This is a genomic window from Candidatus Uabimicrobium helgolandensis, assembly GCF_041508025.1.
In the GTDB taxonomy this organism is placed as follows: domain Bacteria; phylum Planctomycetota; class Uabimicrobiia; order Uabimicrobiales; family Uabimicrobiaceae; genus Uabimicrobium; species Uabimicrobium helgolandensis.
This window is the reverse complement of record NZ_CP165719.1, coordinates 5,311,430-5,338,413: the sequence shown is the minus strand read 5'-3', so window position 1 is coordinate 5,338,413 and position 26,984 is coordinate 5,311,430. Positions and strand designations below refer to the sequence as shown.

Annotated in this window: 27 protein-coding genes; 6 read left to right on the top strand and 21 right to left on the bottom strand. The window is 33.1% G+C overall.

What is annotated here, in order from left to right:
• Positions 1 to 104: 104 nt before the first annotated feature.
• Positions 105 to 4,790, bottom strand: a complete 4,686-nt coding sequence (locus tag UABHE_RS19660) for a serine/threonine-protein kinase (protein ID WP_372364960.1) — start codon at positions 4,788 to 4,790, stop codon at positions 105 to 107.
• Positions 4,791 to 5,516: 726 nt separating this feature from the next.
• On the opposite strand from UABHE_RS19660, the gene UABHE_RS19655 reads away from it, so the two are divergent.
• Positions 5,517 to 5,807, top strand: a complete 291-nt coding sequence (locus UABHE_RS19655; RefSeq protein WP_372364959.1) for a YciI family protein — start codon at positions 5,517 to 5,519, stop codon at positions 5,805 to 5,807.
• A 292-nt stretch (positions 5,808 to 6,099) separates the two neighbouring features.
• Here the strand turns inward: UABHE_RS19655 and UABHE_RS19650 are convergent, their stop codons facing one another.
• The 3 genes from UABHE_RS19650 to UABHE_RS19640 all read right to left on the bottom strand — a co-directional run bounded on the left by UABHE_RS19650 (position 6,100) and on the right by UABHE_RS19640 (position 7,081).
• Positions 6,100 to 6,630 (bottom strand): tetratricopeptide repeat protein, encoded by a 531-nt coding sequence (locus tag UABHE_RS19650; protein WP_372364958.1) that lies wholly within the window; start codon positions 6,628 to 6,630, stop codon positions 6,100 to 6,102.
• Positions 6,631 to 6,820: 190 nt separating this feature from the next.
• Positions 6,821 to 6,934, bottom strand: coding sequence for a four helix bundle protein (locus tag UABHE_RS19645; RefSeq protein WP_372371647.1), 114 nt, complete (start codon positions 6,932 to 6,934; stop codon positions 6,821 to 6,823).
• A gap of 12 nt (positions 6,935 to 6,946) precedes the next feature.
• The gene (locus tag UABHE_RS19640; RefSeq protein WP_372364459.1) at positions 6,947 to 7,081 is read right to left on the bottom strand and encodes a hypothetical protein; all 135 of its coding nucleotides are present in this window, start codon (positions 7,079 to 7,081) and stop codon (positions 6,947 to 6,949) included.
• Between the two features lie 126 nt (positions 7,082 to 7,207).
• On the opposite strand from UABHE_RS19640, the gene UABHE_RS19635 reads away from it, so the two are divergent.
• Positions 7,208 to 7,447, top strand: coding sequence for a hypothetical protein (locus UABHE_RS19635; protein WP_372371645.1), 240 nt, complete (start codon positions 7,208 to 7,210; stop codon positions 7,445 to 7,447).
• Positions 7,448 to 7,601: 154 nt separating this feature from the next.
• Positions 7,602 to 8,189 carry a hypothetical protein gene (locus UABHE_RS19630; RefSeq protein ID WP_372364957.1) on the top strand — a complete coding sequence of 196 codons (588 nt, stop codon included), beginning with the start codon at positions 7,602 to 7,604 and terminating at the stop codon, positions 8,187 to 8,189.
• A 153-nt stretch (positions 8,190 to 8,342) separates the two neighbouring features.
• On the opposite strand, the gene UABHE_RS19625 is transcribed toward UABHE_RS19630, so the two are convergent.
• Positions 8,343 to 9,425 carry a hypothetical protein gene (locus tag UABHE_RS19625; RefSeq protein WP_372364956.1) on the bottom strand — a complete coding sequence of 361 codons (1,083 nt, stop codon included), beginning with the start codon at positions 9,423 to 9,425 and terminating at the stop codon, positions 8,343 to 8,345.
• A gap of 710 nt (positions 9,426 to 10,135) precedes the next feature.
• Complete coding sequence (locus UABHE_RS19620; RefSeq protein WP_372364955.1) at positions 10,136 to 10,852, bottom strand: transposase; 717 nt, start codon at positions 10,850 to 10,852, stop codon at positions 10,136 to 10,138.
• A gap of 482 nt (positions 10,853 to 11,334) precedes the next feature.
• Between UABHE_RS19620 and UABHE_RS19615 the strand changes: the two genes are divergently transcribed.
• Positions 11,335 to 12,849 (top strand): DeoR family transcriptional regulator, encoded by a 1,515-nt coding sequence (locus UABHE_RS19615; RefSeq protein ID WP_372364954.1) that lies wholly within the window; start codon positions 11,335 to 11,337, stop codon positions 12,847 to 12,849.
• A 67-nt stretch (positions 12,850 to 12,916) separates the two neighbouring features.
• Here UABHE_RS19615 and UABHE_RS19610 read toward each other — a convergent pair whose 3' ends face one another.
• The 8 genes from UABHE_RS19610 to UABHE_RS19575 form a co-directional block, all read right to left on the bottom strand.
• Positions 12,917 to 13,306, bottom strand: a complete 390-nt coding sequence (locus UABHE_RS19610) for a hypothetical protein (RefSeq protein ID WP_372364953.1) — start codon at positions 13,304 to 13,306, stop codon at positions 12,917 to 12,919.
• A gap of 197 nt (positions 13,307 to 13,503) precedes the next feature.
• On the bottom strand, positions 13,504 to 13,665 hold the full coding sequence (locus UABHE_RS19605) for a hypothetical protein (RefSeq protein ID WP_372364952.1): 162 nt from the start codon (positions 13,663 to 13,665) through the stop codon (positions 13,504 to 13,506).
• A 369-nt stretch (positions 13,666 to 14,034) separates the two neighbouring features.
• On the bottom strand, positions 14,035 to 14,250 hold the full coding sequence (locus tag UABHE_RS19600) for a hypothetical protein (protein ID WP_372364951.1): 216 nt from the start codon (positions 14,248 to 14,250) through the stop codon (positions 14,035 to 14,037).
• A gap of 23 nt (positions 14,251 to 14,273) precedes the next feature.
• On the bottom strand, positions 14,274 to 14,699 hold the full coding sequence (locus UABHE_RS19595; RefSeq protein WP_372364950.1) for a hypothetical protein: 426 nt from the start codon (positions 14,697 to 14,699) through the stop codon (positions 14,274 to 14,276).
• A 97-nt stretch (positions 14,700 to 14,796) separates the two neighbouring features.
• Complete coding sequence (locus tag UABHE_RS19590; protein ID WP_372364949.1) at positions 14,797 to 15,381, bottom strand: hypothetical protein; 585 nt, start codon at positions 15,379 to 15,381, stop codon at positions 14,797 to 14,799.
• Between the two features lie 104 nt (positions 15,382 to 15,485).
• On the bottom strand, positions 15,486 to 16,862 hold the full coding sequence (locus UABHE_RS19585; protein WP_372364948.1) for an AAA family ATPase: 1,377 nt from the start codon (positions 16,860 to 16,862) through the stop codon (positions 15,486 to 15,488).
• Positions 16,859 to 17,761, bottom strand: a complete 903-nt coding sequence (locus UABHE_RS19580; RefSeq protein ID WP_372364947.1) for a tetratricopeptide repeat protein — start codon at positions 17,759 to 17,761, stop codon at positions 16,859 to 16,861. The genes UABHE_RS19585 and UABHE_RS19580 overlap by 4 nt, the downstream gene beginning before the upstream one ends.
• A complete protein-coding gene (locus UABHE_RS19575) occupies positions 17,761 to 18,246 on the bottom strand; it encodes a hypothetical protein (protein WP_372364946.1) in 486 nt (161 codons plus the stop codon). Before UABHE_RS19575 ends, UABHE_RS19580 begins: the two co-directional genes overlap by 1 nt.
• Positions 18,247 to 18,616: 370 nt before the next feature.
• Between UABHE_RS19575 and UABHE_RS19570 the strand changes: the two genes are divergently transcribed.
• Positions 18,617 to 19,105, top strand: a complete 489-nt coding sequence (locus UABHE_RS19570) for a hypothetical protein (protein ID WP_372364945.1) — start codon at positions 18,617 to 18,619, stop codon at positions 19,103 to 19,105.
• A gap of 190 nt (positions 19,106 to 19,295) precedes the next feature.
• Here UABHE_RS19570 and UABHE_RS19565 read toward each other — a convergent pair whose 3' ends face one another.
• Positions 19,296 to 19,787 (bottom strand): PEGA domain-containing protein, encoded by a 492-nt coding sequence (locus UABHE_RS19565; RefSeq protein WP_372364944.1) that lies wholly within the window; start codon positions 19,785 to 19,787, stop codon positions 19,296 to 19,298.
• 266 nt (positions 19,788 to 20,053) lie between these two features.
• Between UABHE_RS19565 and UABHE_RS19560 the strand changes: the two genes are divergently transcribed.
• On the top strand, positions 20,054 to 20,557 hold the full coding sequence (locus UABHE_RS19560; protein WP_372364942.1) for a hypothetical protein: 504 nt from the start codon (positions 20,054 to 20,056) through the stop codon (positions 20,555 to 20,557).
• Positions 20,558 to 20,659: 102 nt separating this feature from the next.
• On the opposite strand, the gene UABHE_RS19555 is transcribed toward UABHE_RS19560, so the two are convergent.
• The 6 genes from UABHE_RS19555 to UABHE_RS19530 all read right to left on the bottom strand — a co-directional run bounded on the left by UABHE_RS19555 (position 20,660) and on the right by UABHE_RS19530 (position 26,981).
• Positions 20,660 to 20,959 carry a hypothetical protein gene (locus UABHE_RS19555; protein ID WP_372364941.1) on the bottom strand — a complete coding sequence of 100 codons (300 nt, stop codon included), beginning with the start codon at positions 20,957 to 20,959 and terminating at the stop codon, positions 20,660 to 20,662.
• A 344-nt stretch (positions 20,960 to 21,303) separates the two neighbouring features.
• Positions 21,304 to 22,935: a zinc ribbon domain-containing protein gene (locus UABHE_RS19550; RefSeq protein ID WP_372364940.1), complete on the bottom strand. Its 1,632-nt coding sequence runs from the start codon at positions 22,933 to 22,935 to the stop codon at positions 21,304 to 21,306.
• Positions 22,936 to 23,073: 138 nt separating this feature from the next.
• A complete protein-coding gene (locus UABHE_RS19545) occupies positions 23,074 to 23,505 on the bottom strand; it encodes an IS607 family transposase (protein WP_372364939.1) in 432 nt (143 codons plus the stop codon).
• Between the two features lie 627 nt (positions 23,506 to 24,132).
• Positions 24,133 to 24,843 carry a hypothetical protein gene (locus UABHE_RS19540; protein WP_372364938.1) on the bottom strand — a complete coding sequence of 237 codons (711 nt, stop codon included), beginning with the start codon at positions 24,841 to 24,843 and terminating at the stop codon, positions 24,133 to 24,135.
• Positions 24,844 to 24,899: 56 nt separating this feature from the next.
• Entirely contained in the window at positions 24,900 to 25,451 is a 552-nt protein-coding gene (locus tag UABHE_RS19535) for a hypothetical protein (RefSeq protein WP_372364937.1), read from the bottom strand.
• 219 nt (positions 25,452 to 25,670) lie between these two features.
• The gene (locus UABHE_RS19530) at positions 25,671 to 26,981 is read right to left on the bottom strand and encodes a hypothetical protein (protein ID WP_372364936.1); all 1,311 of its coding nucleotides are present in this window, start codon (positions 26,979 to 26,981) and stop codon (positions 25,671 to 25,673) included.
• Positions 26,982 to 26,984 lie beyond the last annotated feature (3 nt).

Genomic DNA, 26,984 nt, shown 5'->3' with positions numbered 1-26,984 from the left:
ACGTAGAAAGATTCCACGTGCTCCATTAAAATCGCGGTCAATACTCTTCTTGCAAGAAGAACAATTAAAAAACTTATGTATTGATAAATCTTTTCGTAGGTCTATCATTCAGGGGGTGAAGAATTCCATATTTTGAGAAAAGAAAAGCCGCTGTCTAAGTTTTGATTACCGGCCTCACTAGTAACAAGTGTTTTTCCATCTTTGCTGAAGGTAAAATAAACGAAAAAACCTGAATTTTTTATTGAGAAATATGGATCGACTTTTTTTACTTGTGAAGTCGATGGCTGTATGTGAATTGTACCATCCTTTTCTTTTGGCTGCGAAGTCAATGGCCACATACGAATTGTACCGTCCTTAGCACAACTAACTAGGCGTTGCTTCGTGGCATCAATATGGCGAACATCATTAACATTTCCTACGAAAATCTTCATTAAAGATATATTCCCGTTTTCGATTTTATACTGATGGACATTTTTGAGTTTACTGGTAAATAAAATATAGTGATTTACTTTATCTTGCCGCTGTATAAAAGATGCTCGTGATTTATATCCAAGATAATAAGCTTCGCTGATTTGTCTTTTTCTAACGTCAAATAAATATACCCACTTGCTTCTACCTGTTATTGCAACGATATCTTTTTTATCCCATGAAATTGCGTGCATTTTGCTATTAAAATTGTGATTTTTTCCTTGTGACATTCTTTCTCTTTTTTTTCTTTCTTCCACTGATAAAGATTCTAGATAAGCTTTGACAAGCGGTTCAATTTGGTAATTGGTTTTTTTAGGTTTCGAATTTAATGATTCAATAATACTTATTTGAAAAAATTCTTTTTTCTTTTTCTTCACACGACCAATAGCTATAATTTTTTGGTCGTTATCAATGAGTTCGAAGTTTTCTATTTCGGACATCACGAGGATTCTTTTTTGCAAATCAAATGTGTCTAGGTTCCACTGAATAATAGAGCCATCATATCCAGAGGTATATAAGATATTAGTACTGGTAAACCTTCCTTGAGAAGCTCCTGAAAAATGCCCCACAAGTTTAGCCTTTCCATTTTTGATTATTTTTTCCCCAGTATTGCTATCATAGAGAGTAAATGCTGTTTCATGCATTGGAGATGCAGCAATCATACTTTTCGTTGGGTGAATTGCGCAAAATTTTGAAGTATTTGCTAATTTTATGGAGATAGGTTTAGAGCGTATTTTATTGTCCCATACTTTTATTCCTTGTTCACCACCTGCGTAAATTTTTTTACTATCATGTGAGAATAAGCAATACTTTATTCGAACGTGACCTGTCAAAATTCCTTTATACTTCATATCATTTTGTATGTCCCATAAGTGTAGAGTTCCATCTTTGCATCCAGCAACAAGAGTTTTACCGTCAGGACTAATGTCACAATGATTAACATACCCTTTTACCAATAAGGTTTTTACTATTTTTGATTTTTTTACAGAAAAGATATATATTTCTCGACCGCTATATGCTGTAAACCATTTATTAGAAGGATGTATTTTGCACCTAGAAAGTGGAGAAATACGTTTAAACTTATTTTCGTTTTGTTGAAAAATACGTAGCTTTCTAGTTGCAATATTCCACATATATATTTTTTTATTTTCATGTGTCGCAATAATATATTTTTCGTCATCACTAATGTCGCAAGCATGAAAATTATTAGCAAAAGTATTTCTATCTTTCGCCGGAACAGCGTATTTTTTAATAATTTCTAGTTTTCTCATATCAAATAATATTAGAGAATCAAACAGTTTACTATCTGAATAATTGTCTATCGTTTCCCTAGCAATTAATAACTTATTTCCGGTTTTGCTAAAACACATATCTACAATACGTTGATTATAAAGTTTACGATCTTTTCTTGGTTTTCTTCTTTTAGAAATTAAAGAATCTGGTGCTGCAAGAGACTCCTCATAAATTTTTTCCTTCGTTTGGTTATTCCATATATACAAATTATGTTCATGACTAGCTGCTACAAATTTTGCATCTGGGCTAATGGCACAACTTAACCATCTGTTGCGATCTTTAAAATTAGTAAATGATTTTGTTTTAGGACTATATACGTAGACATTTTCTTTGTCAATTGCAGCAATGTAGTCATTTGCACTTATATCCATGTCTTCTATTTCTCTAGTATCTTTAGAAATAGGATGTTTACGCTCTAAATGTTTACGATTTTTTTGCCAACGATATTCCCAATATTGCTCAGCATCATTTCTTTTATCTTTGATATTTTTTAGTACCCGTTCAACGTCTTTTATTTGATTGTTCTCATTAAATTGGTCAGCCAGTAGTATATTTGTTTTATACAACGATTCTTGGGCTTCTTCTTTCGCTAATTTTTCTTCCTCTTGTGCTTCTTGGGCTTCTTCTTTCGCTGATCTTTCTTTTTCTTTCGCTAATCTTTCTTCCTCTTGTGCTTTTCTAGCATTGGTCTCTGCTTCTTTTGTAATATTCATTTCGTTGTTAATGATAATAATAACACCAATTAACACAAAGAATATTGTGAGTATAAAAGTCGTTAGCAATTTATTCCGCGCTATGGTTTTTTTGCAACGAATCCACCATGTAATCGTTTGGGCACTTACCGGACGATTACTGGTAAAATTAGTCAAGTCTTTTGTTAGCTCTTTTGCTGTTTGATAGCGTTTTTCCGGTTTTTTTTGTAGACACTTCAAACAAATAGCTTCAAGTTCTTTTGGTATGTCAGGGTTTAGCAGTCTTGGTTCAATTGGGTCTTCTGAAAAAATTTGGTGCAGAAGACGCATAGAACTCTCTCCCTGAAATGGAGGTCTTTTGGTAAGAACTTCGTAGAGAGAAGCTCCTAGTGAATATATATCGCTTCGCGCATCTATTTTTCGACCATCTGCTTGTTCGGGAGACATGTAAACAGGCGTTCCAACAACATCTCCAGATTTAGAGAGTTTGTTGTCATTTTGCACATCTTTTGCCAAACCAAAGTCCATGACCTTTGGTTCAACATTGTTCTCCATCATAATATTGGATGGTTTGATATCACGGTGAATGATTCCTTTTTCGTGTGCATATGCCAGAGCTTTACTGCACTTAGCAATGATAATCGCTGCTTTTCTTGCGGTAAGATTTTTACTACGAAGCAAAGCCGACAACGAGCGCCCTTCTATTAAATCCATGGTAAAATAATTTTGCGGCACTTCGCCAATTTCGTATACTTCTACAATGTTGGGATTTTTTAGAGAAGCAGTGGCACGTGCCTCTAATAAAAAACGTTTGATTTGCTTTTCTCCAACATCGCCAATCATAATTTTTAGGGCAACACTTCTACCAAGTTGTTGATCGCGAACCTGATAAACAGCTCCCATACCGCCTTCTCCGAGTTTTTGCTCAATGACATAACGGCCAAAAGTATCACCTAGTTTAAGATCCGATTTACGGTCATCACCCATCATACTCGTTGTAAACAGTCTTGCTGTTTCTAGGCCTGGTGAACTTGTTTTCACTGAGAAGCATGTGGCACGGGCTTGCTCTAAAGCAGCTGCAAATTCTTCGGCTGTTTGATAGCGATCATCAGGACTTTTTTCTAAAGCTCTTAAACAAATTTTTGAAAGTTCAGGAGGAATATCTGCTTTGATTTCATGAGGAGATTTGGGTTTATCATTGATGATTTCCATCAGCAACTTCATTCTTGTTTTTGTTGGAAAAGGAAGTTGCCCGACAATTAGTTCGTATAAGATTGCTCCGATAGAATATAAGTCACTCCTTTCATCAACACTACTGGCATCAGTAGCTTGCTCTGGAGGCATGTACTGTAAGCTACCAAGTAGCATTCCAGTTCTCGATAAAGCTGTGCTACTTTGCAATAACTTTACCAAGCCAAAATCCATGACCATCGGTTCATTCATTTTGGCGAGCATGATATTGGCTGGTTTTAGATCGCGATGAACCATTTCCAAACTATGAGCATAACCTACAGCTCTAACTATTTTTATCACTAGACTAATTTTTTCTTCAAGAGAAATCGAATCGTTAACAAGAGTTTTTAGGCAACCCTCTCGTACATAATCCATGATGAAAAAAAACTGCCCTTTGTCGTAACCAATATCATAAACAGAAATAATATTCGGATGATTGAGTTTTGCAATTGCGCGCGCTTCGCGGAGAAAACGTTTTGTATAAGAATCATCTTCTCCTTCCACTTTCATCAATTTTAATGCGACATTTCTGTCTAGATGAGGATCATAAGCTAGGCAAACTTTACCCATTCCCCCTTTTCCCAATAGTTTTTCGACAACATATCTTCCAAATGTCTCTTTGCCAACGAATAAGTCTTGCTTCGTTTCTAGGGGGTTTCGTTTTTTTGAACTACCGGTCTTTTGACCTGTGTTAGTTATTTGTGTATTAACTTCACTATACTCTTCGACAAAGTCCGTTTCGATGTACTCTTGAACAAAATGATCCGTTTTCGTTTCTTGCACCTTGTATTCTTGAACTAAATTACTAGAGTTCACACCGCCATTATTATATTCTTGGACCAAATTACCTTGATTTACACTTTTATCATCATATTCCTGAACAAAGTTCGCAGAAACGTTTTCATGCTCAATTATGTTGGTGATCATTTCTGCTTGATAATCATTTATAAATCGTAGTTTTAGCATTACTTCCGCTATCGATAACTCTGTTCCTTGCTGCAAAGATTGTTTTTGGATTAGGTAGCAATTTTTTAAACGTTTTTCATCAAGTAAATGTAACTCTACTGCTTTTTTACCAAAGAGGAAATCATTGTTATCTGACATGTTACGGTCCTTGTATATTGAAATGAATTAAAGTATTTTTAAACCTATCTAGAAGGTGAAGCATCCCATATTTTGAAAAAGAACAACCGCTGACGTTTGTCACTTGCTTCACTAGTGATAGGTATTCTATCGCTGCTCAAGGCAAAATAGTTAAAAGCCACATGCGAATTATGCTATCCTCTGCGCAACTAACCAATCGTTATTACGTGATACGAATATGGAGAATTTTATTCACATTACCAGCGAAAATCTTAATTTAAAATATGCTAGAATTATATGGATGTACTAACAAAATTTCCTAGACATTCTCCATAATAAAAAAAATTACCCCCCACGGCAACAATCATAAATAGAAATGATATTTGGATGGTTGAGTTTCTCTATTAACCGTGCTTAGCGAAAACATTTTGTATAAGATTCGTTTTCTTCTTATACTTTCATCAATTTTAATGCGACATTTTTATTGAGAGGAGAATTGTTTTAAAAAAGGTTTGTTCTAGATTCCAGTATACATCTTTACGATAAAATAGTTAAACTTCTTATTGAGAAAAGCACCAACGTTGATCCTTTTATACCACAGCCAAGATATGTTTTCATTACTCAAGGCTAGTAAATTTAAGTACGTCTAACTTGAATTTCAATCGGTGAGCATGTACAATCATTTGCTTAAAGCGTATCGGTTTTCTAATAGGTAAAAAGAATATTGTAGAACAGGAAATAAAAACTATGCCGCAAACATATCTGATTATGTATAAACCACAGCGCGAGAATTTTATAAATTCGCTAACAAAAAAAGAAGAACAAGTTCTCGGTGAGCATTTTGCTTACTTACAGAATTTGTTAGCAGAAAAAAAATTGTTGATGGCTGGACCATGTGAAGATGGTTCACTTGGAATCGCTATTATTGAGGTAGAATCACAAGAACTAGCACAAAAAATCATGAATAACGACCCGTGTGTAAAACAACAAGTGTTTAGCGCAGAAGTTAAAGAATTTCGTCTTTCTCTAAAATATTGAAAAATACATAGACAGTTCTTATATTTTTTTGAATTAGTTCTTTTATAAGAGTTCATCCATTTTTTTACAGACGCTACTTTATATGCTAAGGCTACAGAACATTTAGATGATTGCTTTCGATCTATTTTTATTGCTCTATCGTAATCTTTTTCTGCTAGTAAATATTTTCCGGTAACAAAATATGACAAGCCTTTCATCATATAACCTTTAGCTTTATTAGAGCTACTTTTTATAAAAGAATTGTATTTCTTTTCAGCGATTTTTTCTTTTCTTTGCCGACGGTATAAACTGCTTAAATTAAGATGGGGCAAAATATTACCAAAATCAAGATCATGTAGACAATAGCTCTAGAGTTATAAGCATTGGAGTTATTAGGATCTAATTTTATTGCCTGATTTAAATCTTTTTGGGCTAAATTATATTTACCTATATTCTCATAAAGACTTGCTCTATTGTATATTTTGCAACGACTAATGCGAATATTGTCACAGACCGGAATAGGGAAACTATCTATGATATAATCTCGCAGATTGTTTCGCTGACTAATTTCAGCAAACAAATGAAAAAGAGAAAGCCATACACTTTCGCCAATAGCACGTATGCGGCGATTGAAACGACTTTTACTTAGCATTTTTTTGATGTAGCCATGTTCAGCTAAAAAGTTTCGTCCTTTTTCAAAGTTGCGAGAAAAGTAGAGCATAGAAACTAATGCTGTTGTCATAATTTCTGAATTAGTCATTTTAACTTGAGGATCTTCTACAATCTTGAGTGCTTGTGTTATCTCATCACATATACAGAAAACAATTATAATTTCTTTTTCCATGACTTTCTCCTTATTGTTTTTCCTACTTTAAGAGAAGAGTCGTTATAGCAGTATAAAAAAAACGATGTGTGCAATTCGATTTTTGAGGTTCGTGGTCGTGGATCGATATTCCATGTGCGAAAATTAGACTATTAACTTTGAAAACATACAAATTATTCTATAGAGTAGTTTTTTCTTTTGAGTCTATTATTTAGGCTATCTTAGCAACATCGAATACTGCACTACATTCATTTGCTGATGCTCTTGCTATAGAGAAAAACCTTGCTTTCTCTTTTTTGCTAAATTTGGCATTGCCTTCTGCTATATTAAGAGGGACTCAAGGCGATGCTCTTTTTAGCTGATCCTTTAAATAGCTGTAACCTGATGGCATTTTCTCCATCACATTAAATGTTTCTTTTGTATATTCTAGTGATACTTGATATACATCTAATTTTTCATGATTAAAATTCATTGCATTACCCTTACTTCGTGCCATGTGCCACGACTGCGTCTCACGAGATTCGAACCGCGCACATCGAATTTGTAAGAGTAATTATACCAGACTGTACGATAACTTTTATAGGTCGCAACTTGGGTTATTTTAAGAAAAGAGATTGGTCAACTAACTGCTCTACGATATTTAATTTTACGCGGTAATAGTATCAAAGAACTTCCTAAAGAAATAGGTTTACTTAACTACTTACAAGAGCTCGACGTTACTGATAACGAATTAACATCAATACCACCTGAGATTACACAATTAGAATCTTTGAAATCTCTGCTAACTACTGGCAATAAGGCCGAAGACTTGTCACTGAAAATCAAAAAGTTATCTTAAATAAAAATAACAAAAATATTTAATATCACCTTTATAAAATATCTATAAGTGAATATCTCACGCCCTCGGAAAGTGCAAAAGAAAGCGATTCGTAAAATTGAAACATTACCAAAAAGAACCAAACGCTTATTTGAGAGGAAAGAGATTAATTACAGTGTATAAAGATATGGCAAAAGAAATATTAGAATTGATTACAGCGCTCAAATCTGGTGAACCCAGTAAAATCATTAAAACTATGAATGAAAATCAAGCGCAAGGAGTAAGTAATGATTTCCGAAAAAAACTTTTAAAATATTATTTAAAAGATTCATGGGAAAACGAGGAAGAGCTTATATATAGTTGGATAAAGCGGGCTCACATAGATAATTCTGTAATTAAATTAATCGATCTTTTACAATCTATAAGAGACGAACAAGAACAAGATATCATAACAGAGCTATTTGGAAAATTAATATTGTTCGCTGTATACAATAACGAAGAAATAGATTTTTCAAAAATTAAGATCCTGAAAGATGAACAAATTTACGAGATTTTCATTACAGTTTTTAGTGATATGTGTAGTGCAAAGGTTAACGAAGATTACTTCTATAACAAAGCATCTTTTTCGCGGATGCAAATTATCAATCTATCTGATATTTTTGATTTATTTAAAAAATCTTATTCCCAAAGTAATAAATGCGAAGTTTTAAAAGAAGCTAATGACTTTCAAAAAAAGATTCGTGAATATCGTTATTGTTTGTGAATAGTTATCTATCATAAGTTTAAGGGTTTTTCAGCACCTAGATTTTCTTTTAAATTAAAGGCAGAGAGGCTTGGGTGTGTATTTTAAAATGAAATGTTATTATGTTTACCTTACATTTCATAGTTAAAACTTCATAATTCTTGAATCGCACCTTTAAAGAGTACCGTTCTCTTTGACCTCTTCTGAATTGTATTTACCATACGTTGACAGTAGTGATTTCATCATTTTGTAAAGCTCCATGCCATCTTCGAATTCTCGTAAAGAATAGCTTTTTGTCTCTGAAATATATAGATCAAAACAATATTTCTCATCATCATAAGTATTGTTTATTTCGATTTTTTCAACTTCTGCCCAAAGTATTTTCTTTTTTCCTAAGAGTGTCCAGAGAATGATATGCTTTTCGCTTAAAATTATGACTAATGGTGTGGTAAACAACATTAGCAGTAAAAGTAATGCAAAAAAAGCAACACTTGCCATTCCTAAATACTCTTCGGAAGGGATAATAGCATATAAAAGTCCAACAATTCCACCTAGCATTAGAATAGTTTTTACGAATGACCAGCCAACAATACGTTTTTGCGGTAGGTCAAATGCAACTTCATTTTTTATAGATAACAGTCGTCGTTGTTCGATAACATTTTCAATAGTATTACGTAGAAAATATAAATTTTCGATGCAGTGAGATATCTTTATACACGTATTCTGATCAAAAACTTCCATATGTTCTTGCTTGTGATTATCCATAAGTCCAATCGATTCCCAAGCGACAAATTTCTGAGTTTCTAAATCTGTTACGCCATTGTCATTTAGACCTATCCGCTGGTTGGAAAAAATTTTTCTGAGTTTATTTTTCTTATCTATCCTCCAAAAATGCCAACACAAAATGACAATAATAATAGGGATAGTTTCGAAGTAGTTATTAACTGTAACAGTAACACAACTAAATAATAAAAATAATGTCGTGGCGTTAAAAAAAGGGATTTTATAGCGCTTCGGTATACGAAATACGCGATTATAAGCTGATTCATCTTCCGATGTCGTTGCTTCTGTAGGCCGCACGAATAAATTCATTAAGAAATAAGAAATAAATACCACCCCTGCGTTCGCATAATAAAGAAATATGGCTTCTTGCGGAGGTTTATCTACGATAAACCATACAATGATAAAAGGTGTATATAAAACTAAAAACCCTAGCGACAACGCAAACAAAAATACAAGAAGCATATCTTTAAACATATTTTTCTTCCTCTATAGTCGAACTTTATTTATTTCGATAAATGTTAAAACTACAATATTATATTTAATTAGCATCAGAGAACGCCTAGTAAAGCTGTAATTATCTAGAAGTTAAAAATCCTTCCATAGTAGAACTATAACTATGTAGCTTAACAGCGAATATGTAAGAAATCAAGTATTCAAAGCCCATTGAAAAAGTCATAGAATGACAAGCAAATCAGTAAAACGCAACGAAAGTGAATACACATGTAACTCAAAATTTTAAAATTTTAAAGCCGAGTCTGTTCTGACAAGATGAAAACAGCATACAAAATCGAAAACTAGTTGAAATGATAAAATATTCTAACGAGCTAAGCAGTGAGCATACAGAAAAGACATTAAGACATTCATGCCAGACTTGTAATAATAAAGAAAAGACATTCATGCCAGACTTGTAATAACTTAAATTAAGACATTCATGCCAGACTTGTAATAATAAAGAAAAGACATTCATGCCAGACTTGTAATAACTTAAAACGTAATAATCATCCAAGATAAGACAAATGTTGTAGTGGCAATAAAAATGATACAAAACACAAAATTATTAGTGCGAAGAAAATTGCTATTTAGGTAGATAAATGTGAAATGTTTTTCTCACTTGAGAGATGGAGACAGACTTTCCTTGTAGGCTATCACTATAAAAAATAGAGGCTAAGTGAATAAGTCAAAATTTAGGTTTTAAATTTCCTTAAACAAGATGTACTCTGATCTAGAGCATAACTTTTACGTTTCTGATAATATTTATGAGAAGTGTACTTAGTGATGACTTCTTTGATAAAAGATTCGGAACCAAAAACTAAACCATAAGTAATTTGTGGTTGTTTGACGAGTAAGCCTCTTTCTCTCATTCTTTCTTCTATCATTGTTATATATTTTTTTTGCCTTTGTTTCATAGTCTTACCAAGGTTCATATAAATTTCGTGATAGTCAATATTGATAAGGCCTTTACCAGTCGCATGTTGACTATAGCTGCTCCACCTCCACTCTTTTGGGTGCTTAGTAACTTTGTTTCTCGTCATGTTAAGTTCAATATAAAATATTGTATTAAGTAGCTGATTTTCGGAGTCAATAATAGTCGAATAGAACCTTTCGCCCCAAAAATGTCCTGTGCGTTTGTGTCTACGGTTGTAGTTTTTTGCGTACTCTCCATTGATATATTGCATTATCTTTGACAGATTGTCTTCTATTGGAGTTGATATTAACAAATGGGTGTGGTTGCTGGTGATACAGTAAGCGTGTAGCTTAAAAGAGTATTTTTCGCGGGCTTTTTCTATTACCTTTAAATATTCTATGAAATCCGCATCTTCTTTAAAATAGAAGTTTTTATTATTGCATCTTGTTGTTATGTGAAATAAACCATTTACCATCGAGATTCTAATCGGCCGCATTTGTTTTCCTTTGCAAAATAACTTTATTTAACTGTGTCATTTTACAAGTTCGTTTGACAAAACACACTACATATGCGATTTTTGTTTGCCGTAAGATACTGATGTGAAACGATTTATTTTTCTTTTCTCTTTGTTTTCTGAGCCTGGCACCGATATTCTCCAGAATCTTGACGTGATTAAGGTCTGTCTCTCTTTTTAAAATCACACCTTGGGTTTACTCAATGTAATAATTTGCATTACGGCAATAATCAACTCAACAGTTATCATAGTTATACCGTTACTTTTAACAATCAAATCTATTGTTCTAAATTGTCTGATTAGAATTCATCAAATTACTATCGTGTAACCACATACAAATTAATCATAATAGTTATCATTGTTATCAAAAATGATTGATAAAATCACATGAAGCTTGACTTTAACAATCAAAAATATATAATTATCAAAAATGATTAAATTATCACTGTGTTTTGGAAACTAATATGAATTGGAAACTACCAAATTTATCGCAAGACCTTTGGAGTAAATATGGTTTTGCTGCTAACCCATTCGATATAAACCCACTATCTCAAGATAGAAATTCACTACTTCCTATATCTGAAGCAATAGTTGGTAGAGATTTTGAGACCAAAGAGTCAAAGTTAATAACGAATATTTTAAGAAATCCTGGTGGTGGACGAGTAATGGTTACAGGTAATATAGGAGTAGGAAAAACGACTTTTATCAATTACCATCGTTACATATGGGAAAATCATGCGAAAGATAAGTTATTTACAACTTATAAAGAAATCGTAGTAACAGAAGAATGGCGTTTACGTCATTTTCTTGTTAACACAATTTGTTCTATAGTTGATAAACTACTTCAAATAAAAGGAGAGAAGGAACTTGTAAAAATACCTGTATTTAGAGATCTTATCGCTTTTTCGCGAATATTTTACCACACAAACTTTTCTGTCCAAGGTAGTGTTCTTGGTTTTGGAGGAGGTTTTGGCAAAGCGGATCAGATGAGCATACCACCTGTTATTCCTGAAATGCAACTGATGCAATACTTGCATAAAGCGGTTTGTGAAATTAAGAGGATAGGGTATAGCGGTATTTTTTTACATGTTGATAACCTTGAACTCTTTAGCAATAACAAATTACAAAAAGCAAAAACTTTTTTCGAAGAAATTAGAGATTGCATTCAAACTCCAAACATTTATTTTGTGTTTGTTGCCAAAAAAGGATTCTTTCAAGAAGTTATAAGTCCTTTGGAAAGAGTAAGAAGTATCTTTTTCGGACGTCCTATTGTAATTCCTCCACTATCAAAAAAACAAGTTCTAAATGCTATACATAAACGCTACGAACTTCTGAAAATAAAAAAGAAGCAAGTGGTATATCCTGTAGAAGATGTTTTTATTGAATATTTATATGATTTATATTCCGGTAAATTAAGATACATTATGGATGCGATGAATATGATCTTGCCGGAATTTGACTCTGCAACAACAAGAACAATACCAGTTGAAAAGGCTAAAAAATGTTTACGTAACTTAGTCACGGAACATGTACAAAATAACCTGACATCAACAGAATGGAAAATTTTTCTATTCTGCTTAGAGGCGAAGAGTTTTACTAACACAATGCTGCAGAAAAAATTTAAAATGCAAGGTCCAAATATTACAAGAATAATCAAAAGCTTTTTGAATTTAGACTTTGTATATCTAGAAAAAAAAGACGGAAGAAATTTGTTGTATAAAGTCAACGATTATACCAAGATCATAACTTGTAGTAGCAATGAGCTTAAACCATCAAACAGTACTTCTCTTTCAAAAAGATTAAAAAAAGCAATAGAAATTATTCAACAAAAGAAAGTCATTTATCCTCAAGAATACGCAAACTTACTATCTGTTTCATCTGCTACAGCTACAAGAGATTTAAAGAAATTAACAGAAATGGGTATTATACGTGCGGTAGGAAAAAGGAGAGGTAGATACTACGAAATTATCCATCACTGAATCTGGCACCAAGATTAAGAAAATTTATTTAAGAAAACATTTATCACGTAAGATGATTTTCTTAATACTAAAAAAGCGCACAAAATAACTGCGCTTTTTTTATGAGTTCAAAAAATTTAAGATTAATACGATATTTTCGATAAACAATTGCTAAATAAAGCCTTGGGTTTATTTTTTTCTGAGTCTGGCACCAGAATTGAAATCGAAAAGTTTTCTTTGTGTTTTGTTGTGATTGTGAAGATATATATTCCAATGTATTTGGAAGTTGTAACTCTAATTGCAAGTTCCGTAGTACTTGCGACGATATATTTTTGACGGCTATAGTAGTGGTTAGCGATTTATTAAGATAAATTACTTTGTCACTATTTGTTAGCGATAATATTAAGCTATTGTTTAATATTTCTTGCTGTGTACTTAAACACGTTAGAGTTGCGATAAGTAATATTATGTATTTCACTTTGATTTCCTTATACTGGTTTCATTTGTTGGTAAGCGCACAAAGTTATCTGTTATCATTAAAAATACCGGAAAAAAAGATTTGAGTGATGTTACTATCTGTGGCAAGTTTGTTGCTGGACATCAGAAAAAATTTATATTCTTTCTGCAGAGTTAACGAAGGTTGTCATTCCTGGGGAACTTGGTTGATAATCCTTCCTATTTAGACCAACCATAGACATTTTGAACCCATAGGCTTTTCTTACGAATGTCAAAATTGTATAAGTTTAATCTATCAGACAATACAATTCCCTGCTGAATAATCGCCACCAATGATAACAATTCTGGTAGATAATCAGGATAAAAGTCTATCCATTTCATTATATTGTCAAAAGCTTGGATAAAGATACCTTAATGTTTGTGATTAGAAGATGAGAATGAACATTGTATAATGCTTCCATAACATCGCAAAAATCAATTAGATAGTATCCTGTATGGGGTAGTGGGACAATGCTCAACACTTCACCAAAAAATTCCTGTTTATCCACTTTCTTGTTGTACATCAAATTTAAGAGGTATATATCGCAGTTCATGATTATTGTATTAAAATGTATATCACCAAACTTAAAGTCATATATACATTGCTCAAAATCAGGAATCGGTCCGTATTTTTTAATAAAATAGTTAGCGTACGTTGATTTTTTGCATTGTCAGATGCCGTATACCTGTAAGCAAATCTTTGTTTCCAATTCACCCCACCATTAGTGCTCCAGAGAAAGAGTATGCATAACAAACAATCGCAGGAAAAGCGATGGAAGCGATGAGCGTATAGTAAACATAAGATGCTTTAAATCTTACATAACCATAAACAAAACTCATCACTGTGATTCCCACAATCGTCGCCAAGATCCATGAAAAGCCTATTTTATTGGATAATCTATAACATTTTTGGTCTGCGATATTCAACGTGAACTCCTAATTTTTTAGAGCTACTTTCTAAGGAAATACAATAAAATACTAGAAAAAACGATTAGCAAAGATACAGAGTAAATAAAGATTTTTTTGATAACTTGGTCATTGATCTTTTCGTTAACTTCAGGATGTTTTTCAATTTTTTGTTCTGGTTTAAAATGTCCTCTTGAAATACACCATGCCAAAAAATGATAGTGCACATGATCCAAATGATGCACTGTGATAGCATGTTCTTCAAAAATTTGGAGAAGACTTGTAATTGCTTCTTGTGATGGTTGATTTTTTTCTATAATTTCGATGCATTCCAGACATAAGTCTGTTCCTAAATTAGCTATAGAACAGCGCATAGCAGCCATTTTGTTTCCCATATCAGTGATTACTTTCACAATTTGTTCGTCACTCTTGTTACCTAGTTTTTGGATATAGCTATGTTGAGTATGCATTATGAATATCCTATGAAAGCAGATTTGATGTAAGTAATCTTTGGGAATAGAGAATTGAATATCTGTTTGAATCGGTTTTGCTAAATTATGAATAATTTTAAAATTCTATATCATTGGGATTTACTTCTTGATAACTCTGTTCACTAAATTCTATGGATGGTAAAACATTTTCATCTTTAGAATATGGAATTTTCTTATAATATTTAACATCTTTATCCCTATTTTTTTGTTTCCAATCTTCAATTGGAGTTTCAATGATCATATCAATGTTGTTAAATGCTAACCATTTCGTATCTTCATCTATGTGTTGATGCCAGCCACTGGAGAAATCTTTAGACAGAACTTGAGTAAACGCTTCTTTTAGGCAGTTGTATCCAAATTTACTACCACATATTACTAATTCCATATTCCATGTATCTTTATTTTTATTTTTGGTTACAGGTCGTTCAAAAAGCTTTACAGTAGGATAAGCCCTGAAAGGCGCAGTCGGTAGAATAACAACTTCCATACTATATGACTGAGAATTTATTTCTACATGTAAGTTGATTTTCGAAGTATTCGCCTTTTCTAGTAGGTCAATAAAATACCTATAACCTTCTTTATCACCAGATATTGAAATAATGGTTTTTTTATTACTGCTTTCTTGATCAATTTGTCTAGTAAAATAAATATGTTTTTCCATACTTAGTTTGCTCTATTTTCTCCGTTTTAATTTACAATCCTGAGACTATTTTATACACAAGTGCTACTGAGGTAATATGGCTTAAATTACCAAGTCTAGAAAGACTACCACTTTTTATATCTCTTTAAAAATTCACATAAGTCATCATACTGACCACTTTCGTTAGCATAGCGAGCATAGTTTCTGCCGGAGGCAATCCATTCTTCTGCAGAACTTTGCATTTTTTTTATTTCATCATAAAAATCAGCAGCTTTTACATGATGTATTTCTCCACTTTCGAGTGATTTGATTAGTGCGTTCTCAGAAGCTCTTTCGCATAAAGATTTTAGGTCAGCTCCTGTAAACAATGGGGTTTTTTTTACTAATTTTTCTATTGGAATATTTTCTTTACCTGGTAGTTTTTCTATACCATAACGTAACATTTGAGCGCGGGCCTTTTGATCAGGTGTTGAGACAAAAATTATACGATCAAAACGACCTGGACGTCGAAAAGCAGTGTCGACATTCCATGGCATATTCGTCGCGGCAAAAAGTAATACTTGGTCGTTTTGTTTTTTTACTCCGTCCATTTCTTGAAGAAGTTGATTTACTAGTGTTTTCCAAAATTGTGAGCCCGATTGTCCTCGCGAAGCTCCTAAGGCGTCAAACTCATCGAAAAATAAAATTGTAGGGGCTTTTTGGCGTGCTTTTTCAAAAATAAAGTGAATAATTTTTTCACTTTCTCCCCAATATTTGTCGACAATATCATGAATGTTTACAGCCATAAAGTTAGCTTGACATTCCCCTGCAGTTGCTCTTGCAATATAAGTTTTACCGCAACCAGGAGGACCATAGAGAAGAATTCCACCACCTGCTGGACGATGGAAAGCTTCATATATTTTGGGATTTTTTAAAGGGGCTATTATTTTCAAGTTGATTTGTTTTTTTACGCTATCTAACCCCGCAACTTTATCGAAATTAATATGTAGATCATCCCAGTCAAATAATTCGGCCAATTCGTCATTGGAAACTTCATGAGTTACAGGGGCAAGAGACGGTAACTTATCTGTCTCGTCATGCGTTTTTTGGTCATCAGAGCAATTTTCTATCTCTGGAGCTTCATTTTCTTTGCTGTTTTCACCATTTTTTAGCAATGTCTGATCCAAATATTTCTGTTGTTCTTTTATTCCTTGTTCATCATCGCGGAGTTGGTGAATTTTCAATAATTCATGGCGTATGTCTGGTTCATCTTTTTCTTCTAATAGTACTTCTGCACGAATTAACGCTTCTGCGACATGCCCTTGGTTTCTTAATAAAGGCAACATTTTTTTATATACCATTCGTTTGTCATCGATGAGCTCTGACCCTATGCGATATGCATTTAATGCCTCTAAACTCTTTTCACTTTCTAACAGTAAATCGCCATAATGAATCCATAAGTATGCATTTTTCGCGTCTTTTTCAGTTGCAGATTGTAATGCCTGTATGATTTTTTCTTTCATTTTGGAGGCCTCAGTTTTATCCATAGCTTAGTTAGTGGATAAGATACCCATGAATATAAAGCAATTCCTAAGTAGGCCAAAGCTGTAATAATGACCACTTTCTCATGCACACCTAACATAGGAAGAACATAAAATGCGGCAACAAATATTGCCCATAAAGTAAATTGTTCTCCAGGGATTTTATCACAAATCCAAGAAAAGTAATACACCGGAAGAGACAGCCATCTTGTCGCGAAATCAGCTTGTAAAAAGGCTTTTTCTGTTCCTGAATCATTGGGATCTAAGCGTAAGGCCTCTCGTAAATGATGCCGTGCCTTGAACGGTCTTCCCATCGAGTAAAAAGATATTCCCAAACTGTAATGTGAAATATCTCCTGTTGGAGATAGCTCGACACCTTTTTTTCCGTGTTGTAACGAAGAAAAGAAATTTTTTCTTTCTGCTAGTACTGAAGCAAGAGCAGCGTGCGCATCATCGTACTCTGGATTAATTTGTAGACAGCGCTCTAACAATTTTTGTGCTTTTTCTAGATGCCCTGTCTTATACATGAGATGTGAATACATCAAATATAAATAGGGCTCTTCAGGATAGAGATGTAGTATTGCTAAATATATTTCTTCTGCTTTACAATGTTGATGATCATACATGTAAATATTACCTAAATATAACTTAGCATCTACATATTCTGGATCTAATCTTAAAGCTGTTTCACATGCTTCTTTCGCCTCAACTAAGTTATTTTTCGCTAAAAATAGCCGTGTTAAATAACAGTAAAGTTTGGGACTATCAGGTAATAAACTTAACATCTCGTGGATAAGTTTTTTTGCTACGTCGTATTGTCCTATGCTAAGACAATCTTCAATTTTTTGAAAATTTTGATCAAGATCACAGTTCTCTTCCATTATGGTAATCCTATAACAATAATCTTTACGACTCCATTGATAAAGCCACCTATGAAGATCGCCGCGACAATGGCCGCGATCGCCGGAGACCACAAACTACCATTCTCAATATCGCACATTTGCGCTAATCGGTAGCGCTTACGTTGCTTCCTGATAATACAAAACGCTATAAATAGTGATAGACCTCTTTGCCCAACCCGTAAAAGAGTTTTTTCCTTTGAGTTTTTAACGTCTATAATATTTTCCGCTATTAAAAGAAAAGTACACACTGAAATTATAGTAGCCAAAAATATGGTAATAATTATAGTAAGGCGTAGATACTTACCCATTCCTAAACGCCCGAAGTTATATGCGAGTAGAAGACCTCCTGTTATCAAACCGAAAAAGAACGTAATAAACAAAATGATATTTGGATTCCATGGTTCATCAATACCAATTGATTCATCTTCTATTGTTAGTGTAGGTGATAACAAATCATTGTCCATGATTTCTCCAAAATTTGTAAGTCATCGGCTAGCCAAAAAAGTAATACAAAACTAGATATCTAATTTATAATTAGAACAGAGAAAAATATAATTGCGGCAAAAAAATATAAAAAATCCTTTGAGGAACATCTATTTCCAGTATCAGTCTATCATTTGAGTTAAAAGGTGCAATTCAATGATTATTAGCGCAGAAAAAGTTGTCATCCACCATGTAAATACTAATGTAGGACACAGAATTATCGTGAGGTATAATAAATTAAATTTTGTAAAATACATAGATGTTATAATCTTTCTACCACAAAGAAAACGACGTCCTATTTTGTCTTTGTCGGTTTTATTTGCCTTTGGACAATATAAAAAGGAGGCGCCGATGTTTGTTTTGTATGATGATGGTTTAATTATTTTTAAAGCATCTGAATTGTATGAATTGACCGAGGATTTTGGTGCTTGGGATTACAGTAGAAATCATAACAAATTTTATCACACTTATATTACACAAAAAGAAATAGAAAAACTTTTAGGCGAATTAAAAACTCATAGATTGTTTTACTTGAAAGATGACTATTCATCGTATAGCGAAAAAACAGACCAATCTTGGACGATTTTATACTTTTGGAATAAAAAAAATATAAAGAGAATTTTTGTGGAAGATTACATTCACAATAACTACTTACCTCAAGTTATTCATATTATACAACGCAAATTGAACAACTTGAATTGGTTGACAAAAAAAGATATTCAAATTTGGGAACCAACACATTCAAAAATAGTATTTACTCCATATCGCTCTGCCTCTTTGAAAGAAGTTGTAATGTGTTCAAAAGAATGGAATGTGCATAAGTATCGAAGTGGCATGTGAGTTATCTGAACATGATTCTGATGGAAGAGTTTCAAAATTTACGGAAAACGTCAGGAGTTTTTCAAATAGATGGAAAATATTTTGTAACTCACACTAGACCGGCTCTTCCCGAAGAGGATTTGATATTGCATAAGAGATAACAGTTAATGCTAGATGTCCTGCAAAACTTAATTCCATTGTTTTTTATATTCTATTTTTGAAGTTCTTCTCTAATAACAAAAGTCTCATCATCAGCCAAGATAACTATTTTTTTATAAAGGGTCTTATAACCCTCTTTTTCAACAGTAATTTTATAGTTTCCAGGCTTAATTTTAAAGTTTTGTTTTATGACTCTGTTATCTATTCTAATTGTATCTGGTGCGATCAGGTTACCGTTTTTGTCTAAAATTTTGATATTCACATCGCGTTCTCTTGCTTTTAAGCAGTGAGCTATAACATATGGTGTCTCTCGAGGCATAATAAGCATTTGTTGCGACACCAATTCATAACCAGGCCGTATAATATCATACACGTAGCTCTCTGGGAAAATGCGATCTCCTGTTTTTACAGGTATTCCAGATGCAATTTCGTTCTTTAGTAATACTCGATATAACCTGTCTTTTTCAGGAGGAACATCATAGGTGTTTATTTGCATTTCTACACGTTTAGGATGTAAACATCGAAGATAAAATAAGGTGTTCATCCATTTGTCAGTCTGACACCACCATTTGTTTACCAAAGTCTTTAATTACAAGGTCTGAACTCAGATTTACAAGATTTTACACGAATCGTTGCCATATCCCGAACTAATCAATGTTTCTACTAAATTCATAGTTTCCTTTAACTGGCTTAACCCGATTGATATAATTATCTGGAAAGAAGTCAGTTATGGTTCCAGTTCCGGTTAGGTGATCAGGCATAGCGATTCCAGTTAGTGAGGTTTGAATGAAAGTAATAAAGGGAAAAATATTGAAGTGGGTTGAGAGTAATGTCCACTATCAAGGCTGTACTTTTTATTCAGTAGATAGCTCTATTGAGGACTCTATTTTTGATAACTGTTCCTTTAGGAATGAGGCAAGCTTTAGCAATCTTAGGGGTTGTAGATTTAATAACTGTGGATTTTCTGAGGGGTTACATTTGTCCTTATCAGAAACAAATGGCAAGATCCCTGATTATGTATTTGGAATTACCGATCTTACTCATTTACGCATAGTTTGGGGGGATATAAAGATTTTACCGAAAGAAATAATTCGATTAAAAAATTTAGAGGTGTTGGATTTGCATCTTAATTTATTAACCAGCATTCCTAATGAAGTATCACATTTAAAAAAGCTTAAAATTTTAAATTTATCTAGCAACGCTGCTTCTCTGTTTGGTCCTTATTTTTCTGAGGATCATAAACAAGAAATAAGGTCTTGGTTACCAAGCTGTGAAGTTATTTTTGAAACTTCAATTCCGAAAACTTCAAATTAAACTTGGCATGTAAGTCAGTGATAGAAAGTTTATCAATTTCGACGTTAGAACTATTACTAAAAACAGTGTCAAAAACGTAATGACCTTCATATTCATTAGTACCTATACTTGAGTTTGGTCTCCCGTATGTTTTACTTTACCTGGACCTGCTACTTTATTAAGTAAATGTTTATTCCCCATTCTTAAGTGTAAATAATATTTATTATTTTTTGTTGTAAAAAAGAAACCTGTTTCATTAATAAAATGTGCAACGTTCCTAAAAAGTAAAGTATTACTAGCATAATCATCCATAACTATTGTTTCACTTGGATCTGGATAGAATACACTATTTGGACTATCTATATAAAACCTAGTTCTTCGCATATGGTGATCGTTACGCTTTGTTTTTACAACATTTCTCAATGCTGATTCCCAAATATCTTCATATGTATGATACTGTAAATAAACATTTTTACATTTTGAGATATGCTACCCTCCAACTGTTGAAGACTCTTTTTTTCTGCTTTCAGAGTATTACTAAAATCTGCTTTTGACATTCCTAAGTTTTTAATATCTTTATCTGTCATATTTTGAAAAAACTTCACTGAGCCAAAGCTATGTTTTTTATAAGTACTTGATAAATAGCCTATTATCGTCATCCATTTGTCAGTCTGACACCACCATTTGTTTGATTAAGGTTTGTTAGAGATTTAAGATAGAGTAACCGTTCCTCTTTAAACTAAAAAATCCAAAGTAGTGGATAACATTCATACGCGAAGGATTCCAAAGATAGTACCTTTAAAAGAATTAAAACTCTTTTGTACGACTTTGGAAGAGAGGGAAACAGAATGTATCCAGCCCTTCAAATAATAAATGTGACCTTTGCAATGGGTTGTAGCAAAGGCGTCCTGACGGAACAGTGAATCAGGCAAACGAGTCTTCTTATAGACGACTGTTTTTGTACATTTTTTGAGATTCTTTTTAAAAATGGCTTTCCGAGCAATATTCAAGCACGCGACATAATCACGATCAGCGGAGAATGTGCAATTTGGACAATAAAACCAAGGAAGAGATTTGTGTTGTTTTTTGTGGTTATCAGAAGATGAAAAGTGTTGCCCTTTGTGCGAACATTTTGGGCAAATGGAGCTGGTACCTGCTGGATGAATAGGCTTTTGTAAAGAATAACCACACAGACTGGCTTTATAATCAGTCAGAGCAATAATTTTTTGGCGGACAGTGGTGTTTATTTGATGATTTTTATTACGAGAGCAACCACGAGATTTAAGTGATTTTAGGTTTTCATAATAGATTTTTGAGCAATTATAGTGTTTGGCAAAAAAGACAATGATGTTCGCGGTTGTGTGTGAGATTTCTTTGTTAATCAATGAAATTTTATTCCATCTTTTGGCAATTTCTCTATTACATTTTTTGAATAACGAATCTTTGTGGAGAAGCTTATCGCGCTTGCTTTTCCAGTGATCAATATCTTTGTAAATTCGTTGTAATTTACTTTGTATCCCACAAAAATTAGCAAAATATGGCTGCGAAAGTTGTTCGCCTTTGTTATTAAAAACACAAAGAGTAAGAAGTTTACGTACTCCCCAATCAATGGTAATAAAATTTTCGCTTTTTTGTTTTTTAGGTTTTTCGACAGTGATTTTAAAGTCAAGAATTGGCAAATAATCACCATGAACACAATCAAAGCGAAGATCGGGAGATGTTATTTGTTTTTCTTCGAGAAAAGAGGGAAATTTTATACTTGTTTCTAACCAACGCCATTTTATTTGTTTACCACAGCGATCTATCACTTTGAAACTGAGTTTTATTTTGTCTTTATCTTTCGTTAGTTTTATCGCTTGTCCATCATCAGGCGCATAAGTCAGTATTTTCTTCTTTACTTTCGGCGGTTTCTGTAAAGCGTAAAAATCTTCAGGAATATTTCGATGTTTACGTTTATAATTGATTACTTGCTCTCTGATGTTTTTGACATAATGTGCTTTTTCGAATATTTCGTTTTTAATGAGTAGTTTGTTTGTCCACTTCTTCGGATCATTTGTTTCCTTCATCAGCAGATTAAATACTCGCATGCGATCTCGTACTTGGCGCATCGTTCGACCAACAATCTCCAGCACCCCACGATTGATTCGACTTGGCATTTTACTTTTTTTGTATAACTTTACAAATATCGGCTCTAACACCTTGTATGAATACTTGCTGTTATTTCCATCAAATACACTATACAACTTGTTTTTGTGCGCAAACTCCAAGTACTCATTCGCTTTTTCTTGTACATAAGCCAATGTTTCGCGTAATTTTTCGGCTACTTCCTTATTCTTTATTGGAATTGGAAACGCCAGTACTTGTCCGTTTTTTATTTTGTCTTTTTTTTCTTCGCTCATGCGAACGCCGTCCATAGATTTTTGCGCAATATACCGTTAACACTGACAAAACATCTTCTACAACTACTTCTTCAAATTTTTTCTCTGGTCTTTCATTTAGCACTACTAGTTCTACATTTTTCGCTGTACAAACTTGTTCTAATATTCTAATATTTGTGTTGCAAAGCGCATTAACCTATCTTTATAAGATACCACCACTTGCTTTACATTATCATTTAGTATTAAGCTTAGTAACTTTTTTAGACCTCGTTTTTCGTAATTTAATCCAGATCCTATTTCTGATATTTCTACTACATTTGATGTTTTGTGTTTTTCACTATAATTCTTTAGCTCTTGTTTTTGCCTCACTAAGTCTTCTTTTTGATCATGCGCACTTACTCTTGAATATAGTATTGTTTTTTTATTTTCGTTTTCAATACCAAGCTTTTTTTCTATGCCTTCCAGCTTGTATCTTCTATGTCCACCTAATGTCCGTATTGCTTCTAATCTCCCCTGTTTTGTCCAATCGCGAATTGACTGTGTTGTTACACCAAAAAACTCTGCTACTTTCCCAATACTTATCCATGTCATTTTATTTCTTCCTGACACAGTAATTTCACTTGTTTTACACTATTATAACGTATAATAAAACAAAGTTCAAATAAAAAAAGTATGTTTTCCGTAAGTTAGGTTTTCAGCATTACTAAGTACTCCAGTATAAATTTTCGGGTATAAAAATAAAACTTATGATAAAGAATACCGTCTCTACCTATTCTATTACTTTTTCGGATGATATCCGAAAACTTTTGCATGGCTGCTTACTTTAGATTTTTACAAGTTAAATCGTTACTGCAGTGTGCCCCTCGTCGCTTATATTTTCCTTTCCAAAATATAAATTTGGGTCTCCCACACTAAGAGAAGTAAGGTTTGTTAATATTCCTAATTGTTCCCCAAAATATTCAGAGCTAGTTTTAAATTCTCCAGCAAAACCACAATTTATAAATTTGCAATTTTTAAGAGACTTGAAACTTACGTTACTACGGAAAGAACAGTTATCAAAGGTAGAATTCGTGACTTTATATCATTTCTCTTCATTTAAGTAAAAAGTACAACCATCATAGTTTGCATTGCTCTCTACTTCTTTTAGAGACTTTTCTTTTATTTTCATTTTTTACTCCATGTAATCCCAGATATGTGAAATTGCTTATGAGTTTTGATTTACTCTAGCTTTAAGTTAATAGTTTTAGGTACTCTAATTCTTCGCCGTTTATTACTTGTACCTATTACATAATTCATCTCAGTTACATGAAGAGAAGTCAGATTTGATAAAGATTTAAGATGTTTTAATCCTTTATTGCTTATTTCTGTACAAAGCAAATTAAGAGAAGTAAGATTTGTTAACGATTTTAAATGCTGTAATCCTTCATCACTTATCTTTGTACCCTTCAAGTTAAGAAAAGTGAGGTTTGATAAAGATTTAAGATGCTTTAATCCTTCATCACTTATTTCCGTATCTTGTAAGTTAAGAGAAGTAAGGTTTGTTAACGATGTTAAATGCTGTAATCCTTCATCGGTTATTAGCGTCTGCTGCAAATTGAGAGAATGAAGATTTGTTAATGATTTTAAATGTAACAATTCTTCATTCCTCATCCATCTATATCCTAGGTCAAGAGAGGTGAGTTTGGTGAAGGCTTCCACATATTCTGAATTTGCAAAAGATGTAATTTTTAATCTAAGTTCTCCACTAAAATTACAATTTATAAAATTACAATTTTTAAGACCTTGAAACCCGACACTACTACGAAAAGAGCAGTTGTTGAAAACAGAGTCTGCCATTTTATACCATTTTTTTTCATCTAAGTAAAAAGTACAACCATAGTAACTTGTGTTGCTCTCTATTTTTTTTAAAGACTTCCCTTTTATTTTCATTTTTTCTCCACGCAGTACCCATAATATTAATTCATCAAGACCAACACTTTATAACTCTAAGAAGAAGTGACATAACCTTCTACATCTAAAAAGTAATCATTTCCCCAATAAAGAGTATAACTTTCGTCTTCGATCCATTTTTTCAATAATATAAAATCATCTTTTTCTTGAGATTCTCCTATCGCATTATAGTGCATTCCCATAGGAAAAGGGAGAATCGCACAATCCCAAATCTCAGGATGTTTAAAAAAGCGCATAGGTGCATTTCCCATATGCATAAAACCAATTTCTTCTTCTATTTCTTTCCAATCAGTGCCTTCGGAAAATTGTATTTCGTAACAGTTAAATTCCCAATTATCTTCAAACGAAACTACATTTATAGAAAAGTCCATTCTGCAAAATAGAATAGTAGGACGACCATTTCCATTTGCTCCCGCAAGAAAACCATAGTGATTTTCGCTTTGCACCATATATCTCCGTTGTGGAGAGATAAAATCAGAAACTTGTTGTAGTGGAAGACCTGTAATTTTTGCAATATACTCTGGATTGTAGCTATTGAGATCAACACTCTCTATGAATTGTTTTTGTATCATAAAATATGGATCCATACTTTTTCCTTTGTTTGTAATAACAATTGTTCGTTTTTATTTGTAAAAAAGTTCAAAAATTTTGAACTTTTACTCTTTTTGTAACAAAGATTTAAAACAGGAGAATGTATTACAATCTAAAAATTGCTTGGCATCCTCTTGGATATACTTATTTTTAACAAAGTAAAAAATTCATAACTACTCATTGTAGTTATGAATTCTTTAGAAGTTACAGATATACTATTTTGGTATACTACATCCATGTACATCTTTAAATTTGTTTGAGCCTGTTTGGATAGCATCTTCTAACATCATGCGATTTAGCCATCCTGAAGTTGCAATTTCTCCGATATTAGTTCCTTGTACTGGTAATCCCAAAATACTGCGGACATTATTTTCAGATGTTTTCTGAACAGAAACATCTGCCTCAACTGCATTGCGGTCTACTAATGCCCGACCTCCGTAAACTTTTGCCCATTCGCTATTGACGTGAACTTTAAAGTTTTCTTTATAATTCTCTTCACTGTCTTCGTGTAAATATTCTGCTTCGTCTTCAATATCTTCTAAAGCAATTCGAGTATCAAATTCGAGATAGTCACCTTCTATGCTAATACCAAACAAATTATTTTGTAACAAGATAGGTGTTCTTTTCGTATTAGATATCGAAAAACGATCGGAAAAGGCAAATACGTTATTGGTGATTGTACATCTTATCCGAGCATCAAATTCAAGAGCAACGCCACTATAGCTACCGGCTAGAGGATCGTGTTTCCAGGTAAAAAGAACACTGTTGTTTTCGATCGTAAATTGTGGCCAGCCTTCTTCGTTACGAGAATGAAAAGAGGCTCCTGCGAAAATACCTGTACCAGTATTATTGATCACTAAATTATTGCGAATAACTGCTTTTCCATTTTTATATGCAAAAACTGACAACGCTCCTCTATTAGGAGCAGTGTTCATTACAATGCAATTTTCAACGCGAATATTAATTGGTGTACGAAAATTCCCGGTTTTGCCACTGCGAATGAATATTCCCCCACTTTCAGGCGTAGCATATTGCTTTGTTCTAGGATTATGAACGCGAATAATTTCTAATTGTTTATCGCTTTTGTATTGATTGCGAGCAGCATTATCTACGATGATTCCATCTACTACGATGTCAGAAACTTCTCTTTTTCGATATTTGCTGATATCAATATGTAAACGATGCATAGACTTAAAGTTGCGACTTTTGTTGTCTCCCGATAAGACGGTTTTGTGCTCGCCCCAAGGATCTCTTTTGGTAAAACTATCATTCCAGCCACCAATAATTTTTACTGGAACCTGAATATGATCGTAACCATTGCGCCCTTTTCCATAATAAATACCACCAGCAATGTTGATTGTATCACCGGCTTTTAATTTCTTGATAATGTTACCAAGGTCTTTTGCAGGTTTTTTCTTACTAGCTTTTTTCCCTTTTCCACGATTTGCTGACACATAATACTCTTTTGCAAACAACGGAGAGCAAAGAAAAAGTAGCGCAAGCAAAAAACTAAGTAGGTTTTTCATATT

Bases quoted from the DNA above. Each gene is read 5' to 3' on its own strand.
- UABHE_RS19535 (WP_372364937.1), bottom strand. From the start codon at position 25,451: ATGGATCCATATTTTATGATACAAAAACAATTCATAGAGAGTGTTGAT.
- UABHE_RS19650 (WP_372364958.1), bottom strand. From the start codon at position 6,630: ATGGAAAAAGAAATTATAATTGTTTTCTGTATATGTGATGAGATAACA.
- UABHE_RS19660 (WP_372364960.1), bottom strand. From the start codon at position 4,790: ATGTCAGATAACAATGATTTCCTCTTTGGTAAAAAAGCAGTAGAGTTA.
- UABHE_RS19625 (WP_372364956.1), bottom strand. From the start codon at position 9,425: ATGTTTAAAGATATGCTTCTTGTATTTTTGTTTGCGTTGTCGCTAGGG.
- UABHE_RS19655 (WP_372364959.1), top strand. From the start codon at position 5,517: ATGCCGCAAACATATCTGATTATGTATAAACCACAGCGCGAGAATTTT.
- UABHE_RS19570 (WP_372364945.1), top strand. From the start codon at position 18,617: ATGTTTGTTTTGTATGATGATGGTTTAATTATTTTTAAAGCATCTGAA.
- UABHE_RS19640 (WP_372364459.1), bottom strand. From the start codon at position 7,081: ATGAATTTTAATCATGAAAAATTAGATGTATATCAAGTATCACTAGAA.
- UABHE_RS19590 (WP_372364949.1), bottom strand. From the start codon at position 15,381: ATGGAAAAACATATTTATTTTACTAGACAAATTGATCAAGAAAGCAGT.
- UABHE_RS19545 (WP_372364939.1), bottom strand. From the start codon at position 23,505: ATGACATGGATAAGTATTGGGAAAGTAGCAGAGTTTTTTGGTGTAACA.
- UABHE_RS19605 (WP_372364952.1), bottom strand. From the start codon at position 13,665: ATGAAATGGATAGACTTTTATCCTGATTATCTACCAGAATTGTTATCA.
- UABHE_RS19530 (WP_372364936.1), bottom strand. From the start codon at position 26,981: ATGAAAAACCTACTTAGTTTTTTGCTTGCGCTACTTTTTCTTTGCTCT.
- UABHE_RS19585 (WP_372364948.1), bottom strand. From the start codon at position 16,862: ATGAAAGAAAAAATCATACAGGCATTACAATCTGCAACTGAAAAAGAC.
- UABHE_RS19615 (WP_372364954.1), top strand. From the start codon at position 11,335: ATGAATTGGAAACTACCAAATTTATCGCAAGACCTTTGGAGTAAATAT.
- UABHE_RS19595 (WP_372364950.1), bottom strand. From the start codon at position 14,699: ATGCATACTCAACATAGCTATATCCAAAAACTAGGTAACAAGAGTGAC.
- UABHE_RS19565 (WP_372364944.1), bottom strand. From the start codon at position 19,787: ATGAACACCTTATTTTATCTTCGATGTTTACATCCTAAACGTGTAGAA.
- UABHE_RS19540 (WP_372364938.1), bottom strand. From the start codon at position 24,843: ATGAAAATAAAAGGGAAGTCTTTAAAAAAAATAGAGAGCAACACAAGT.
- UABHE_RS19575 (WP_372364946.1), bottom strand. From the start codon at position 18,246: ATGGACAATGATTTGTTATCACCTACACTAACAATAGAAGATGAATCA.
- UABHE_RS19550 (WP_372364940.1), bottom strand. From the start codon at position 22,935: ATGAGCGAAGAAAAAAAAGACAAAATAAAAAACGGACAAGTACTGGCG.
- UABHE_RS19580 (WP_372364947.1), bottom strand. From the start codon at position 17,761: ATGGAAGAGAACTGTGATCTTGATCAAAATTTTCAAAAAATTGAAGAT.
- UABHE_RS19620 (WP_372364955.1), bottom strand. From the start codon at position 10,852: ATGCGGCCGATTAGAATCTCGATGGTAAATGGTTTATTTCACATAACA.